The organism is Streptomyces sp. NPDC051207, assembly GCF_040682395.1.
Classification (GTDB): Bacteria; Actinomycetota; Actinomycetes; order Streptomycetales; family Streptomycetaceae; genus Streptomyces.
Map to the genome: position 1 here is coordinate 50,831 of NZ_JBFBAX010000033.1, position 15,599 is coordinate 66,429.

General features: G+C 74.6%; 14 protein-coding genes and 1 pseudogene. 9 read left to right on the forward strand and 6 right to left on the reverse strand.

The window, feature by feature from the left end; all coding sequences use genetic code 11:
- The first annotated feature begins 35 nt into the window (after positions 1 to 35).
- The 3 genes from AB0M97_RS26080 to AB0M97_RS26090 are packed head-to-tail and all read left to right on the forward strand — an operon-like array spanning position 36 to position 2,832.
- Positions 36 to 1,157: a Gfo/Idh/MocA family oxidoreductase gene (locus tag AB0M97_RS26080; RefSeq protein WP_365963409.1), complete on the forward strand. Its 1,122-nt coding sequence runs from the start codon at positions 36 to 38 to the stop codon at positions 1,155 to 1,157.
- Positions 1,154 to 2,077: a PmoA family protein gene (locus AB0M97_RS26085; RefSeq protein WP_365963410.1), complete on the forward strand. Its 924-nt coding sequence runs from the start codon at positions 1,154 to 1,156 to the stop codon at positions 2,075 to 2,077. Before AB0M97_RS26080 ends, AB0M97_RS26085 begins: the two co-directional genes overlap by 4 nt.
- A complete protein-coding gene (locus AB0M97_RS26090) occupies positions 2,071 to 2,832 on the forward strand; it encodes a cupin (protein ID WP_365963411.1) in 762 nt (253 codons plus the stop codon). The genes AB0M97_RS26085 and AB0M97_RS26090 overlap by 7 nt, the downstream gene beginning before the upstream one ends.
- A gap of 12 nt (positions 2,833 to 2,844) precedes the next feature.
- Here the strand turns inward: AB0M97_RS26090 and AB0M97_RS26095 are convergent, their stop codons facing one another.
- Positions 2,845 to 3,144 (reverse strand): hypothetical protein, encoded by a 300-nt coding sequence (locus tag AB0M97_RS26095; RefSeq protein WP_365963412.1) that lies wholly within the window; start codon positions 3,142 to 3,144, stop codon positions 2,845 to 2,847.
- Between the two features lie 187 nt (positions 3,145 to 3,331).
- Here AB0M97_RS26095 and AB0M97_RS26100 point away from each other — a divergent pair, with 187 nt between their 5' ends.
- The gene (locus AB0M97_RS26100; protein ID WP_365963413.1) at positions 3,332 to 4,003 is read left to right on the forward strand and encodes a hydrolase; all 672 of its coding nucleotides are present in this window, start codon (positions 3,332 to 3,334) and stop codon (positions 4,001 to 4,003) included.
- Between the two features lie 114 nt (positions 4,004 to 4,117).
- Here the strand turns inward: AB0M97_RS26100 and AB0M97_RS26105 are convergent, their stop codons facing one another.
- Positions 4,118 to 5,182, reverse strand: coding sequence for a glycerophosphodiester phosphodiesterase family protein (locus AB0M97_RS26105; protein WP_365963414.1), 1,065 nt, complete (start codon positions 5,180 to 5,182; stop codon positions 4,118 to 4,120).
- A gap of 241 nt (positions 5,183 to 5,423) precedes the next feature.
- Positions 5,424 to 7,688, reverse strand: coding sequence for a heavy metal translocating P-type ATPase (locus AB0M97_RS26110; protein ID WP_365963415.1), 2,265 nt, complete (start codon positions 7,686 to 7,688; stop codon positions 5,424 to 5,426).
- A gap of 197 nt (positions 7,689 to 7,885) precedes the next feature.
- On the opposite strand from AB0M97_RS26110, the gene AB0M97_RS26115 reads away from it, so the two are divergent.
- Positions 7,886 to 8,866, forward strand: a complete 981-nt coding sequence (locus AB0M97_RS26115; protein WP_365963416.1) for a hypothetical protein — start codon at positions 7,886 to 7,888, stop codon at positions 8,864 to 8,866.
- Positions 8,867 to 9,134: 268 nt separating this feature from the next.
- Here AB0M97_RS26115 and AB0M97_RS26120 read toward each other — a convergent pair whose 3' ends face one another.
- The gene (locus AB0M97_RS26120; RefSeq protein ID WP_365963417.1) at positions 9,135 to 9,914 is read right to left on the reverse strand and encodes a DeoR/GlpR family DNA-binding transcription regulator; all 780 of its coding nucleotides are present in this window, start codon (positions 9,912 to 9,914) and stop codon (positions 9,135 to 9,137) included.
- A gap of 135 nt (positions 9,915 to 10,049) precedes the next feature.
- Here AB0M97_RS26120 and AB0M97_RS26125 point away from each other — a divergent pair, with 135 nt between their 5' ends.
- Positions 10,050 to 10,931, forward strand: a complete 882-nt coding sequence (locus AB0M97_RS26125) for an SIS domain-containing protein (protein WP_365963418.1) — start codon at positions 10,050 to 10,052, stop codon at positions 10,929 to 10,931.
- Between the two features lie 26 nt (positions 10,932 to 10,957).
- Positions 10,958 to 11,830, forward strand: a complete 873-nt coding sequence (locus AB0M97_RS26130) for a class II fructose-bisphosphate aldolase (RefSeq protein ID WP_365963419.1) — start codon at positions 10,958 to 10,960, stop codon at positions 11,828 to 11,830.
- On the opposite strand, the gene AB0M97_RS26135 is transcribed toward AB0M97_RS26130, so the two are convergent.
- Positions 11,820 to 12,965 (reverse strand): methyltransferase, encoded by a 1,146-nt coding sequence (locus tag AB0M97_RS26135; RefSeq protein WP_365963420.1) that lies wholly within the window; start codon positions 12,963 to 12,965, stop codon positions 11,820 to 11,822. The genes AB0M97_RS26130 and AB0M97_RS26135 overlap by 11 nt on opposite strands.
- 55 nt (positions 12,966 to 13,020) lie before the next feature.
- Between AB0M97_RS26135 and AB0M97_RS26140 the strand changes: the two genes are divergently transcribed.
- The gene (locus AB0M97_RS26140) at positions 13,021 to 13,683 is read left to right on the forward strand and encodes an alpha-ketoglutarate-dependent dioxygenase AlkB (RefSeq protein ID WP_365963421.1); all 663 of its coding nucleotides are present in this window, start codon (positions 13,021 to 13,023) and stop codon (positions 13,681 to 13,683) included.
- Between the two features lie 179 nt (positions 13,684 to 13,862).
- Positions 13,863 to 15,113: an ROK family protein gene (locus tag AB0M97_RS26145; protein ID WP_365963422.1), complete on the forward strand. Its 1,251-nt coding sequence runs from the start codon at positions 13,863 to 13,865 to the stop codon at positions 15,111 to 15,113.
- A 395-nt stretch (positions 15,114 to 15,508) separates the two neighbouring features.
- Here the strand turns inward: AB0M97_RS26145 and AB0M97_RS26150 are convergent.
- Positions 15,509 to 15,599: pseudogene (locus AB0M97_RS26150) on the reverse strand (VOC family protein); the annotation flags it as partial.

Consider the following 15,599-nt stretch of genomic DNA (forward strand, 5'->3'; position numbering starts at 1 on the left):
TGTCCGCTGTGGACCGGTCCCCGGAGGAACCCGATATGTCACCGCATCCAGCCCGCCTGCGTGCCGCCGTGATCGGCACCGGAGCCATCGTCGCCGGCAGCCACCTGCCCGCGCTGCGGGCCCACTCCGACCGGGTGGAACTGGTCGCCGCCGTCGACGTCGACCCGGCGCGGCTGGAGGCCTTCCGGGCGCAGGCGGGCGGCGACCGGGTCGCCGGACACCCCTCCACGGAAGCGATGCTGGAGGCCGAACGCCCCGATCTCGTCCTCATCGGCACCCCGCCGTCCCTGCACCGCGACCAGACCGTCGCCGCGCTCAAGGCCGGCGCCTGGGTGCTGTGCGAGAAGCCGCTGTGCCTCTCCCTCGCCGAGTACGACGACATCGCCGCCGCCGAGGAGGCCTCGGGGGCGTACGCGTCGGTGATCTTCCAGCACCGGTACGGCTCGGGCGCCGCGCACGCCCGTGAGCTGATCAGCAGCGGCGAGCTGGGCGCCCCGCTCGTCGCGCACTGCCAGACCACCTGGCACCGCGACGCCGCGTACTACTCCGTGCCCTGGCGCGGACGCTGGGCCACCGAGGGCGGTGGCCCCACCATGGGCCACGGCATCCACCAGTACGACCTGCTGCTGCACCTGCTCGGCGAGTGGGAGGAGATCCGGGCGATGACCGCGCGGCTGGTGCACGACACCGAGAGCGAGGACGTGTCCACGGCCCTCGTCCGCTTCCGCAGCGGCGCGCTCGCCACCGTCGTCAACAGCGTGCTCTCCCCGGACGAGGTGAGCCGCATCCGCGTCGACTGCGCCGACGCCACCGTCGAACTCACCCACCTCTACGGGCACCGCAACGACGACTGGACCTACACCCCGGCCCCGCACGTCGCCCCGGAACGCGCCGCCGCCTGGCGCACCCCCGCCCAGGACGTGCCCAGCTCCCACACCGCCCAGCTCGGCGCCGTCCTCGACGCCCATGAGGCGGGCGTACGTCCGCCCGGCAGCGGCCGCGAGGCGCGCGCCACCCTGGAGTTCGCCGCAGCCCTGTACAAGGCGGCGTTCACCGGCCGGCCGGTGCGAGCGGGCGAGATCGGCCCCGGCGACCCGCACTACGCGGCCATGCACGGCGGCCACCCCGACTGGGCCCCGCGAGAGGAGCGCGCATGACCATCCGCGTCACCCACACCCACGGCGAGCACGTCACGGTCACGACGGCGGACGGCACGGAGATCCTGCGCTACGTGTACCGCCCCGACCCCGACCCGTTCGAGTCCCGCAAGCCGTACGCCCATCCCGTGCGCACCCTCGCCGGCCGTACGGTGACCGGCTACCGGCCGAACGACCACCGCTGGCACAAGGGCCTGCAGATGACCGCCAGCCACCTGTCCGGGCAGAACTTCTGGGGCGGCAACTCCTACCTCCCCGGCCGGGGTTACCAGCGGCTGCCCGAACGGGTCGGCTCGATGCGGCACGACGGCTTCTCCGCCTTCACCGCCGACGACGACCGGCTCACGCTCACCGAGGACCTCACCTGGATCACCCGCGGCGGCGAGGAGTGGGCCAGGGAGGAACGCGACCTCGCCGTCCACTCCGTCGACGCGGAGGCCGGCGCCTGGGCGCTCGACTGGTCGATCCACCTCACCAACGTCCGCGGCGAGCCGCTGGCCTTCGGCTCCCCGACCACCGCGGGCCGCGAGATGGCCGGGTACACCGGGCTCCAGTGGCGCGGGCCGCGCGACTTCACCGGCGGCAGCGTCCTCACGCCGGAGCCTTCGGCCACCGGCGACCCGATGGGCTCCCGGGGCCCGTGGCTGGCGTTCACCGCGGAGCACGACGAGACCGACGGGCACTCCACGCTCGTCTTCGCGCACGCGCCCGAGAACCTGGACGACAGGACCGCGGTCCACGCCTCGCACTGGTTCGTGCGCTCCGAGCCGATCCCGACGGTCGCGTTCTCCTGGGCGTTCTTCGAGGAGTTCGAGCTGGCGCCCGGCGAGTCCTTCGCCTACCGCTACCGGATCGTCGTCGCCGACGGGGCCTGGGACCGCGACCGGATCGCCGCCCACCTGGAGAGCCTGCCGTGGTGAGCGAGCCGGGGCCCGCCCTGCCCCGGCCGCTGCCCGGCGCGATCGGCCTGTCCCACCTGACCGCATACGACTGGGAGGCCGCCGACGGCGTGTGCGGCGGCAGCCCCCACCTGCACCTGGTGTGCACCGAGGCGTACGTCGTCACCGGCGGGCGCGGTTCCGTGCAGACCCTGAGCCCCGACGGCTACCGGGAGATCCCGCTGGAGCCGGGCGCGGTCGCCTGGTTCACGCCGGGCACCGTGCACCGCATGGTCCAAGGCGGCGGCCTGCGCGTCACCGTGCTGATGCAGAACAGCGGCCTGCCCGAGGCCGGGGACGCCGTGTTCACCTTCCCGCCCGAGGTGCTCGCCGACCCCGGCGCGTACGCCGCCGCCGCGGCCCTTCCGCCGGGCACCGGGCCCGACGCGCAGGCCGCCGCGCGCCGCCGCCGCGACCTCGCCGTCGAGGGCTACCTCGCGCTGCGGGAGGCGGCCCTGGCCGGGGACACCGGCCCGTTCCTCGGCTTCCAGCGCGCCGCCGCCCGCCTCGTACGGGACAAGGTGCCCCGCTGGCGCGAGCTGTGGCGGGCCGGGGCACTGGCCGCCGCCGAGCGGACCGGGGCGCAGCTCGCCGCGCTGGAGGCGGGGGAGCCGGGGCACCTCGCGGAGGCGACCGCCTTCCGGGCGGCGCCCACCCGCCGCGGCGGCCTCGGCATGTGCGGCCGCCGCGACGAGTACGCGCTGCCCGGGACGACGCTGCCGTACCGCACGGGATAGGGCGGCGGGGCGTCAGGCGTGCGCGTCCCGGCCCCGCATCCCGTCCCAGATCGTGCCGTCGTCGGCCGCGCGGTGCTCACGTTCCTTCCTGCGGCGGCGGTGCGTCCTCGCCGCCGACATCAGGGCGAGGCCGAGGCAGAAGATCAGCGCCAGCGCGAGACCGGAGCAGAAGACCGCCAGGGTGTTCATGGTGGCGATCTCCTCGCCCAGCACCGACACGGTGTATTCGGGGCCGCCGGACAGATTGTCGGCGATCACGAGAACGGTGAAGGCGGCGGAGCCGGCGAGGAGCAGTAGTCCGAGGATGAGCATCCGAGTCATCTCCCCTGCTAGTCGTGCCGTCCCCGGGTACCCGCCACGGTTCGCGCCTACCGTCTGCGACCCGCGCGCGTGACAGGTGTGCCGGAGCGCCGCGATCGGTTCGCGTTGCGCGGGTACCCGGCACGGCGGAGTTCCAGACAGCGGCTCCACGGAGCCGGCCGGTCCGAGGAAACGGGTGATGTTCATGATCTCCGAGATGGTGTCGGTGCCCGCCGACCGTGTGACGCTCGGGGGCGATCTCGTCGTCCCGGCGCAGGCCCGGGCGATGGTGCTGTTCGCGCACGGCATCGACAGCTCTCGGCAGAGTCCGGGCAGCCGCTCGGTCACCGCCGCGCTGCACCGGGCCGGCTTCGGCACGCTCTCCCTCGACCTGATCAGCGAGGCCGAGGACCGCGGCATCTTCCCGGAGGGCGACCGGCGCTTCGACGTCCGGCTGCTGGGCCGCCGGACCGCCGCCGGCACCGACTGGCTCAAGGCCCAGCCCGAGACGCGGACGCTGCCCATCGCCCTGTTCGGCGCGGGCGTCGAGTCGGCGGCCGTGCTGGAGGCCGCCGCCGAACTGCCCGACCGGGCGCTGACCGCCGTGGTGTGGGGTGCCCGGCCCGACCTGGCCGGTGACGCGCTCGGCCGGATCCGGGTGCCGGTGCTGTTCGTCGTGGGCGACCGGGACCCCGGGCTGCTGCGGCTCGACCAGCAGGCCGCGGAGCAGATACCGGCGGCCAGCGCGATCCGTGTCGTGCAGGACGCGGGGCCGCTGTTCCAGGAGCCCGGCGCGCTGGACGAGGTCGTGGCCCTGGCCACGGCGTGGTGCGACGACCGCCTGCGGAACACGACGGACGCGGGCCGCTGACGCGCCGGGCGTCCGCGGCCTTCGGGTGCGCGGAGCGTCAGTGGCCCGCGGATGCTCGGGGCGTCCGCGGCCTTCGGGTGCTTGGGGTGTCAGTGGCCTTCGGGTGCTCGGCGCTCAGCGCGGGCCGTAGGCCTTCGGCAGGCGCATGCCGCGCTCGGCCATGACGGCGCGGAGCCGGTCCGGGTAGTCCGTGATGATGCCGTCCACCCCGAGGTCGATGAGCGCCTCCATGGTCGCCGGGTCGTCGCACGTCCACGGCACGACCTTCAGCCCTCGCGCGTGGGCGGCGTCGATCATCGCCCGGTCGGGATAGAAGCGGAAGCCGGGGTCGCCGACCTTGCCGCTCTGCGGGAAGCCGTAGTTGGGGGAGAGCGCCGTGACGCCGGGGACGGCCGCGGCGGCCTTCACGAAGTCGCCGTCGTGGTCGTCGGCGTCGATCCCGCCCAGCCAGGGGGACGCGCCGGGCCTGCCGATCTGGAGGAAGTCGTAGTTGGTGAGCGCCACCAGCGGCCACGTGGGGGCGAGCCGGTGCATCACCTTCAGCGCGCCCCAGTCGAAGGACTGCACGGTGACCTGGTCCTCGATGCCCGAGGCGCGGATCTCCTCGTACACCCGGCGCACGAACAGCTCGCGCGGAGCGGTCTGTTCGGGGGCGCCCGCCTCGACCTTCGTCTCCACGTTGAGGGTGACCTGCTCGGCCTTGTAGCTCTTGACGAGGTTCAGCACGTCCTTGAGCTCGATCATGCGGTGGCCGCGCACGACCTCCTGCCCGGGGTGGCCGGGCAGCTGCTGGTAGCCGCAGTCCAGGGTGCGGACCTGCGCGAGCGTCAGGTCCTTGACGTACTTGCCGACGTACGGGTACATCGGGTCGCCCGCCACGACCGGTGCCGTGTCCCGGCACTTGTGCCCGCCGACCTGCCGGTCGTGCGTGACGACGACCTTCTCGTCCTTGGTGACCTGGGTGTCCAGCTCCAGGGTGGACACGCCGAGCCGCAGCGCCTTGGCGAAGCCCGCCAGGGAACTCTCCGTCGTCAGACCGAGGCCGCCGCGGTGCGCCTGGAGGTCGAAGTGGGTCTTCTGCGGCGGTACGTGCGGACCGCCGTGCGGTGTGGCGTGCGCGGTCGCCGGGAGGGCGAACAGGGCCGCCAGGGCGCAGGTGAGCAGTCGTCTCGAGGGCATCGCAACCTCACTGGGGTCGGTCGGGGCCCCGCAGACGCTAACGGGACCCCGGGCGTACGCAACGGCCCGGAGGTGAGGGTGTCGTGAACGCCGGGGGAACTCAGCCCGCGCGCCGGGGCGCGCATCCCCGGCGGTCAGCGCGGCGGGGACGGAGCCGAGGGCTCCGCCCGCGCGCGGGAGCGCGAGGCCTCACCGCCCACCGCGCCGCCGGGGCCCCCGGCGCCTGCCCGGCCGGGACGGCTCACGCCCCGGCCCGGAAGGAGCGCAGCCGCAGGGAGTTGCCGACGACGAAGACCGAGGAGAAGGCCATCGCCGCGCCCGCGATCATCGGGTTGAGCAGCCCGGCCGCGGCCAGCGGCAGCGCGGCCACGTTGTAGGCGAACGCCCAGAACAGGTTGGAACGGATGGTGCCCAGCGTGCGGCGGGACAGCCGGATGGCGTCCGCCGCGGCCCGCAGGTCACCCCGCACCAGCGTCAGGTCACCCGCCTCGATCGCGGCGTCCGTACCCGTTCCCATGGCGAGCCCCAGGTCGGCCTGGGCCAGCGCCGCCGCGTCGTTCACACCGTCGCCGACCATCGCCACCGAACGCCCCTCGCCCTGGAGACGCTTGACGACGTCGACCTTGTCCTGCGGCAGCACCTCGGCGATGACGTGCTCAGCCGCGATGCCCACCTCGCGGGCGACGGACTCGGCCACCGCACGGTTGTCGCCGGTCAGCAGGATCGGCGTCAGACCGAGCGAACGCAGCCGGGCGACGGCCTCCGCGCTGGTGTCCTTCACCGCGTCGGCCACCTCGAGGACGGCACGCGCGGCTCCGTCCCAGGCGACCACGACGGCCGTACGCCCGGCGGCCTCGGCCTGCGCGCGGGCCCGCCGCAGCTCGCCGGGCAGCTCCATCGCCCACTCCGCGAGCAGCCGCTCCCGACCGACGAGCACCGCGTGCCCCCCGACGACGCCCTGCACGCCGAGCCCCGGCACGTTGGCGAAGTCCTCCGGCGCCGGGAGCGAACCCAGCTTCTCCAGCGCCCCGTCGGCGATCGCGCGGGCGATCGGGTGCTCCGAGGAGTGCTCCAACGCGCCCGCGAGACGCAGCACTTCGGCCTCGTCGGTGCCGGCGGCGGTGTGCACGGCCAGCAGCGTCATGCGGCCGGTGGTGACGGTGCCGGTCTTGTCGAGGACCACGGTGTCGACCTTGCGCGTGGACTCCAGGACCTCCGGGCCCTTGATGAGGATGCCGAGCTGGGCGCCGCGTCCGGTGCCGACCATCAGCGCGGTCGGCGTGGCCAGGCCCAGGGCGCACGGGCAGGCGATGATGAGGACGGCGACCGCGGCGGTGAAGGCGGCGGCCGGTCCGGCGCCGTTGCCCAGCCAGAAGCCCAGGGTGCCCAGCGCGAGGGCGATCACGACCGGCACGAACACCGCCGAGATGCGGTCCGCGAGGCGCTGCGCAGCGGCCTTGCCGTTCTGCGCGTCCTCCACCAGCCGTGCCATGCGGGCCAGTTGCGTGTCGGCGCCCACCCGGGTGGCCTCCACGACCAGGCGACCGCCGACGTTGACGGTGGCGCCGGTGACCGCGTCGCCCGCCGCGACCTCCACGGGCACGGACTCGCCGGTCAGCATCGAGGCGTCCACGGCGGACGACCCCTCGACGACCGTGCCGTCGGTGGCGATCTTCTCGCCGGGCCGTACCAGGAAACGGTCCCCGGCCTTCAGCTCCGAGGTGGGCACGGTCTCCTCGCGCCCGTCGGCGCGCAGCACGGTGACGTCCTTGGCGCCCAGCTCCAGCAGCGCCCGGAGCGCGGCGCCCGCCTTGCGCTTGGAGCGGGCCTCGAAGTACCGCCCGGCCAGGATGAACGCCGTCACACCGGCCGCGGCCTCCAGATAGATGTTCCCGGAGCCGTCCCCGCGGGCGATGGTCAGCTCGAAGGGGTGCGTCATGCCGGGCGTGCCCGCCGACCCGAGGAACAGCGCCCACAGCGACCAGCCGAACGCCGCCGTCGTACCGACCGAGATCAGCGTGTCCATGGTGGCCGCGCCGTGCCGGGCGTTGGTGAACGCCGCCCGGTGGAAGGGCCAGGCGGCGTACGTCACGACGGGTGCCGCCAACGTCAGGGACAGCCACTGCCAGTGCTCGAACTGCCATGCGGGGATCATGGCCATGGCAACCACCGGCACCGCCAGCGTCACCGCCGTGATCAGCCGCTGACGCAGCGGGCGCAGCTCGTCGTGCGCCTCGGTGTCGCCGTCCTCGTCGCCGTGCCGATCTCGGGGCGGCGCGGGCTCCTCGGCCGTGTAGCCGGTCTTCTCCACCGTCGCGATCAGGTCCTGCACGGAGACGTCGCCGCGGTAACTGACCTTCGCCTTCTCGGTGGCGTAGTTGACCGTCGCGGTGACCCCGTCCATGCGGTTGAGCTTCTTCTCGATCCGCGCCGCGCACGAGGCGCAGGTCATGCCGCCGATGGCGAGTTCGACCTCGGCGGCGGTTCCGGTCCGGGTGGTGGTCATGGCTGCTCCCTCATAAAGCGGTGGATACCGGGTAGGGGTATCCTCGACGTGAGATCCAGATATACCCCCACCCGGTATCTGAATCAAGTGCGCGCACGGCTTGACTTCATACCCCCTAGGGGTATGGTGAACTGCGTTGGATCACGCACCGAGCCATTCAGCCATGGAAGCCGTGGCCCGGTTCCCGAGGAGACGCCATGAACACCGGACTGAGGATCACCGCCTTCGCCGCCGCGCTCGCCGCGACCTTCGGCACCGCCTACGGCGTGGGCAAGGGCGTCGACCCCGTCGTCGCCGACACCGCGCCGCACAAGGAGGCGCACAGCACGCCCACCGGAGAACCGGAGGGACCGGAAGGAGGGGGAGAGCACGGCGGCCACGACACGCCACCGGCCGGCGGGCTCCAGATCTCCGAGAACGGCTACACCCTCGACCTGCGCACCCCGCGCGTCACCGCAGGCAGGCCCACCGACCTGCGGTTCACCGTCCGCGACAGCGAGGGCCGCGCCGTCACCGCGTACCGCCGCGAACACGGCAAGGAACTCCACCTCGTCGTGGCCTCGCGGGACCTGGGCACCTACCGGCACCTGCACCCGGCCCGGACCGCCGACGGCACCTGGAGCGTCCCCGTCGACCTGCCCCGCGCGGGCGGCTACCGCGTCTTCGCCGACTTCACCCCGGCCCGCAAGGACGCCGGAAACCACACCCTCGGCGCGGACCTCGCCGCCGCGGGCCCGTACACCCCGAAGGACCTGCCGGCGCCGAACCGCACCGCCCGCACCGCCGGGTACGAAGTCGAACTGTCCGGCGCCCTGCGCCCGGGCGCCGCGAGCGAGCTGCGCCTGAAGGTCTCCCGGGACGGCAGGCCCGTCACCGACCTCCAGCCCTACCTCGGTGCCTACGGCCACCTGGTCGCCCTGCGCTCCGGCGACCTCGCCTACCTGCACGTCCACCCGAACGGCGAGCCCGGCGACGGCAAGACCAGGCCCGGTCCGGAGATCTCCTTCACGGCGACCGCGCCCAGCGCCGGCAGCTACCGCCTCTTCCTGGACTTCCAGCACGAGGGCGAGGTCCACACGGCGGCCTTCACCGTGCGGGCGGGCGAAACGGCGGCCGACGGCACCCGGGACAGCGGCGCACCGGCCGAGCCGCACGCGTCCGACGGCCACGGACACTGACCTCGCCGCGGGAGACCCGGACCGTGTCAGCCCGGCGCGTGGCCCAGGTGGACCGCAGCGGCGCCGATCGGGAGCCGGCAACCGACGACGCCGCCGCAGATGTGCGTGCCGGACCCCGCGACGCGGAATGATCCGCGCGACAGGGCCCCATGCCCATCACCGGGCCTGTACGCCGGGGAGATCAGCCACACCGGGGAGCGGCAGGTGCGCACGGCCCGGCCCGTGGGCGCGGACGGCACGATCGACCGGTACTGCCAGCCGGCCTTCGTCAGACGGCGACGACGGCGACGCCCGCCTCCTCGAACCGGCGCACCATGTCCGGGTCGGCCGCGCTGTCCGTGACCAGCGTGTCCACCGACTCGGCCGCGCAGATCCGGGCGAACGCGCGCCGGCCCAGCTTGCTGGAGTCGGCGGCCACCACGACCCGCTCGGCGCGCTCGCACAGCAGCCGGTTGACCGCGGCCTCCGCCTCGTCGTGCGCCGCCGCGCCGTGTGTCGCGTCGAACGCCACCACCCCGAGCACGGCCACGTCGATCGTGATCTGGCTCAGCACCCCGTCCGCGAGCGGCCCGATCAGCTCGTACGACTGCGCCCGCGCGACCCCGCCCGTCACCACGATCTTGAACTGAGGGCGCACGGCCAGCTCGTTGGCGATGTTCAGCGCGTTCGTCACGACGGTCAGCGCCGGCGACCCGGACGCCAGATCGGCGCGCACGGCCAGGGCGCGCGCCACCTCCGTGGTGGTGGTCCCGCCGGTCAGCCCGACCGCCTCGCCCGGTGCCACCAGCTCCGCCACCGCCGCCGCGATGCGCTGCTTCTCCGGGGCGCGCCGGGCCGTCTTGTAGCGCAGCGGCAACTCGTACGACACCCCGTGCACCACCGCGCCGCCCCGGGTGCGCACCAGCATCTGCTGCTCGGCGAGCCGGTCGAAGTCGCGCCGGATCGTCGCGGCCGACACCTCCAGCTCGGTGGCCGCCTCCTCGACGTCGAGCCGGCCGCGCTCCACGAGCAGCTCCAGCAGCGTCTTCCAGCGGGCGTCGCGCGACATCCGCAGCCTCCGTCCCCGGACCGTCACCTGTGCCTGTCCGTGACCCTAGCGCACCCGATCACCGACCCATGCTTGATAGTGCTTGAAAGTCCGCGCTAACGTGCAAGAACAATCAGAACTGGGGAAGGTGTGCGCATGACGCATGTCGAGGACGAGCTGACCGGCCAGCCCGAGTGCTGGACCCGCGCCGCCGCTGAGGCCGCCGGCCACGCCCCGGCGCTGCCACGGCCGGGGGAGCGGGTCGCCCTCGTCGGCTGCGGCACCTCGTACTTCATGGCGCAGGCCGCCGCCGCGCTGCGCGAGGGCGCCGGACAGGGCGAGACGGACGCCTTCGCCGCCTCCGAGTTCCCGCGCGGCCGCGCCTACGACCGGATCGTCGCCCTCACCCGCTCCGGCACCACCACCGAGGTCCTCGACCTGCTGGACCGCGTCAAGGGCCGCACCCGCACGACCGCGCTCACCGCCGACCCGGACACCCCCGTCATGACGGCCGCGGACGACGTCGTCGTCCTCGACTACGCGGACGAACGATCCGTCGTGCAGACCCGGTTCGCGACCACCGCCCTCACCCTGCTGCGCGCCCACCTCGGCCTGCACCCCGACAAGGCCGTCACCGACGCGCGCACCGCGCTCGCCCAACCGCTCCCCGAAGGGCTGGCCGACTGCACGCAGTTCACGTTCCTCGGCCGCGGCTGGACCGTCGGCCTCGCCCACGAGGCCGGGCTGAAGATGCGCGAGGCCGCACTCGCCTGGACCGAGGCCTACCCGGCGATGGAGTACCGGCACGGCCCAATCAGCGTCACCACCCGTGGCACCGCCACCTGGATGCTCGGCGCGGCCCCCGAGGGACTGGCCGAACAGGTCCGCGCGACCGGCGCACGCTGGATCGAGGGCGGCCTGGACCCGCTCGCCGAACTCGTCCGCGTCCAGCGGCTCGCCGTCGCCGTCGCCGCCGCCCGTGGCCTCGACCCGGACCGGCCGCGCCACCTCACCCGCTCGGTGATCCTCGCCCCCTGACCTCCGACGCCCCGGGAAGGACAGCCGTGCCCCTCGCCACCACCGGTGACCTCGTCACCCGCGCCGCCGCGGCCACAACGGCCGTCGCCGCGTTCAACATCATCACGCTGGAACACGCCGAAGCCGTCGTCGCCGGCGCCGAGTCGGTGTCCGCGCCCGTCGTCCTCCAGGTCAGCGAGAACGCCGTCAGGTTCCGCGACGGCCGGCTCCTGCCGCTGGCCCGCGCCGCCGTCGCCGCCGCCGAACACGCCGCCGTACCCGTCGCGCTGCACCTCGACCACGTCAAGAGCGAGGCGCTGCTGCACCAGGCGCCGGACGCCGGATTCAGCTCCGTGATGTACGACGCGTCCCACCTGCCGTACGAGGAGAACCTCGCCGCGACGCGCAGGGCCGTCGACTGGGCGCACGCCCGAGGGCTGTGGATCGAGGCCGAGCTGGGGGAGATCCGCGGCAAGAACGGCGAGCCGCCGCCCGGCCCGCACACCCCCGGCGCCCGCACCGACCCCGCCGAGGCCCGCGCCTTCGTCGCCGGCTCGGGCGTGGACGCCCTGGCCGTCGCCATCGGCAGCAGCCACGCCATGACCAGCCGCACCGCCACCCTCGACCACGCCCTGCTCGCACGTCTGGCCGGCGCGCTGGACGTGCCGCTCGTGCTGCACGGCTCCTCGGGCGTCCCGGACGGCGAACTGGCCGCGGCCGTCGCCGGCGGCATCACCAAGGTCAACATCGGCACCGCGCTGAACCTCGCCATGACCGCCGCGATCCGCGAGTTCCTCGCCGCGCACCCCGAGGCCGTCGACCCGCGCACCTACCTGACCGCCGCCAGGGAGGCGATGGCGCGGACGGTCGCGGACCTCGTCGGCGTCCTCGGCCGGCCGGCGCGCCCCGCTACCGTTTGACGGCCTTCAGCACCACGAACTTCCGGTCCCCGGCGATCAGTCGGCTGTTGCCGAACAGACGCCGCAGCTTCACGTGGTAGCCCAGGTGCCGGTTGCCGACCACCCACAGCTCCCCGCCGGGCCGCAGCACGCGCCGCGCGCCGGTGAACATCCGCCAGGCCGTGGCATCGGTCGTCGCCTGGTGCGAGTGGAACGGCGGGTTGTTCAGCACCACGTCGACACTGTCCGACGGCACCCCCACGAGGCCGTCCCCGACCCGGAACTCCGCGTGCCCCGGCACCCCGTTCGCCCGGTACGTCTCCTCCGCCGACGCCACCGCCTGGAACGACTCGTCCACGAACAGCACCTCGGCCTCCGGGTCGGCCAGCGCCACCGCCGTACCCACCACGCCGTTGCCGCAGCCCAGATCCACCACCCGCTTCGGGCCGCGCACCTGCGGCAGGTGCGTGAGGAAGAACCGGGTGCCGATGTCGAGCCGGTCGGCGCAGAACACCCCGGCGTGGTTGACGACCGTCCGCCCCGACACCGCGCCCACCCCGTCGGGCAGCCGGTAGCGGTACGGCCACGGGCTGGCCGGCCGCTCCAGCGCGGGGTCCGGCGTGCAGAAGATCAGCCGGGCCTTCTTCTCGGCCAGCGAGGTGCGGGTCGGCCCGAGGATCCGCTCGAACAACCGCAGCGTCGAGGTGTGGATCTCCTTCACCATCCCCGTGCCGACCACGACCGTGCCCTCGTGCACCGACGGCGCGAGCCGCAGCAGCTGGTCCTCCAGCAGCGCCAGACTCTTCGGCACCCGCACCAGCAGCACGTCGATCCGGCCGGGCGGCGGGTCCTGCGTGGTGAGCAGCCGGACGGTGCCCGGCGCGACGCCGGCCCGCGCGAGGTTGGCGCGGGTCGCCTCCTGCGCCAGGAACGAGTCGGTGATCTGCACCGGCTCGTGCTCCGCCAGCGCGGTCACCAGGGCGCCCCAGCGGTCACCGACCACCACGACCGTCCCGGTCAGCGGAACCTCCTGCCCGGCGAGGTGCCCGAGGAGGTATTCGTCGGAGGCGTCCCAGGCGCGCAGCGTCTCGCGCGGGTCCTCGGGGAAGCGGGTCAGCACCAGCTCGCCCCACGGCGTCGTCATACGGTCGTTCATCGCGCCCCAGGCTAGCCGAGCCGCAGCTCAGGCCGCGTCCGGCAGGATGGGAAACATGCACGCCGAGCTGTTCCCCAGGCCTCGCACCCGGGTGGCGCCCGGAGCGGTCCACGTCCCCGACTGGCTGGACCCGGCCCAGCAGCGCGCACTGCTCGCCGCCTGCCGGGACTGGGCCCGCCCGCCCGCGGGACTGCGCACGGTACGCACCCCCGGCGGTGGCACCATGACCGCCCGCCAGGTCTGCCTGGGGTGGCACTGGTACCCGTACGGCTACGCCCGCACCGTCGTCGACGGCGACGGCTCCCCCGTCAAGCCGTTCCCGGACTGGCTCGGCGAGCTGGGCCGCCGCGCGGTGACCGACGCGCTCGGCCCGGACGCGGCCACGGGCGCCGCGTACGACATCGCCCTGATCAACTTCTACGACGCCGGCGCCCGCATGGGCATGCACCGCGACAGCGACGAGACGTCCGACGCGCCCGTCGTGTCCCTGAGCCTCGGCGACACCTGCGTCTTCCGCTTCGGCAACACCGAGACCCGCGGTCGCCCGTACACCGACGTCGAGCTGCGCAGCGGCGACCTGTTCGCCTTCGGCGGCCCGTCCCGCCTCGCGCACCACGGGGTCCCACGCATACACCCGGGCACGGCCCCACCAGGGCTGGAACTGACGGGACGCCTGAACATCACGCTGCGGGTGAGCGGCTTTCGGGGCGGGGGTTAGGCGGCGGTCGTACGGGGCGGCGCAGCGCCAGGGCTCGGCGCGCGCCTGCCGCCCCGTCGGCCGGCCACGGCGACGCCGTACACGTACGCGCCGGGCCCCGCGGCCCGCGCATGCCCCGCGGGGCGCCGCCCCGCCCCGGCCCGGTCACCGGCTGCGCGGATCATGGGAGACTCGCCCTCATGAGCGGCAAGGCGGACCCCCGGTCGGCGGGGGAAGGGACCACCTCGAGGACGCGGCTGGACCGGGGGCGCGGCGCGCTCGGGCCCGCGTTGGAGCTGGTGCACACCGGCCGCGCGCCCACCAGGGCCGTCCTCACCGCCGAACTCGGCGTCACCCGGGCGACGGCCGGCGCGGTCGCCGCCGAACTGGAGGCGCTCGGCCTGATCCGCGTCGACGCCCGGCCCGGCGCCGCAGCCGGTTCGCAGGGCCGCCCCTCCCACCGGCTCGCGGTCGCCGAGGAAGGCCCCGTCGCCCTCGCGGCGCAGGTGCACGCCGACGGATTCCGGGCGGCGCTCGTCGGTCTTGGCGGCCGGATCGTCGCCACCGCGCCCGGCTGCGAGGTCGTCGACGCCGACCCGGCGAAGGTGCTCGGCTCGGTCGTCGAGGCGGGCGCCGAGCTGCTGCGCGAGACCGGCAGGCGCTGCGTCGGAGCCGGTCTCGCCGTGCCGTCGGCGGTCGCCGAGCCGGAAGGGCTCGCCCTGAACCCGCTGCACCTGGCGTGGCCCGCGGGCGCGCCCGTGCGGGAGATCTTCGCCGAGTGCGTCCGAGCGGCCGGCATCGACGGACCCGCGTTCGCCGCCAACGACGTCAACCTCGCCGCGCTCGCCGAGCACCGGCACGGCGCCGGACGCGGCTCCCGCGACCTGCTGTGCGTGGCGACCGGGCACCGCGGCGTCGGCGGCGCCCTCGTCCTCGACGGGCGTTTGCACAGCGGCAGTTCGGGACTGGCCCTGGAGGTCGGTCACCTCACCGTCAACCCCGAGGGCGGTCGCCCCTGCCACTGCGGCGGCCGGGGCTGCCTCGACGTGGAGGCCGACCCGCTGGCCCTGCTGACCGCCGCCGGCCGTGCGCCGGGCCCCGAGGTGTCGCTGCTCAAGCAGGCCCAGGACCTGATCCGCGGCCACTACGACGACCCGGCCGTCCGCACCGCCGCCGAGACCCTGATCGACCGGCTGGGCCTCGGCCTCGCGGGCCTGGTGAACATCCTCAACCCCGACCGGATCATCCTCGGCGGCCTGCACCGCACCCTGCTCGACGCCGACCCGGAACGGCTGCGCGCGGTCGTGGCCGACCGCAGCCTGTGGGGCCGCAGCGGCGGCGTCCCCATCCTGGCGTGCACGCTCGACCACAACAGCCTCGTCGGCGCGGCCGAACTGGCCTGGCAGCCGGTACTGGACGATCCCCTGGGCGCACTGACGCGTCCGGCGTAGACGGAGGCGAGTGGCAGGGGCTCGAGCGCGGCGCCGCGCAGCGCGGCCCTGGCGACGCCACGACGGCCCGCAACCTCGCCGCCCCCGGCACACCGCCCACGAAGCAGCGGCTACTCCTCGTGAGTACGCGCACTGCCGCCGGCCGTACGACGCCCGGACTCCTCAGGGGGCGATTCTCAGAAGCGACGGCACAACGCCGAGACCGCTTCGGCGGAGTCGACCGGCCATGCCGACCCTGGCGCACTTCACCGACGGCGGACCGGCCCGTGGCTCCCGCTGTTCCCGCCTGCCGCCCGCGCTCGCCGCTGGGGCCCTCGCGGTCCGTCGCGCCGCGCGGCCCGTCCGGACGTGCCGCGAGCCATCACCGCGGAAGGCACACCGGGGCGTGGCGCGTCCTCGCCCTCCACGGTGCCGCCCAGCACACCGGCGTAGAACCCGGCCAGCGCGTGGGGGTCGGGGCAGTCCAGGACGACAACGCCCAGTTCG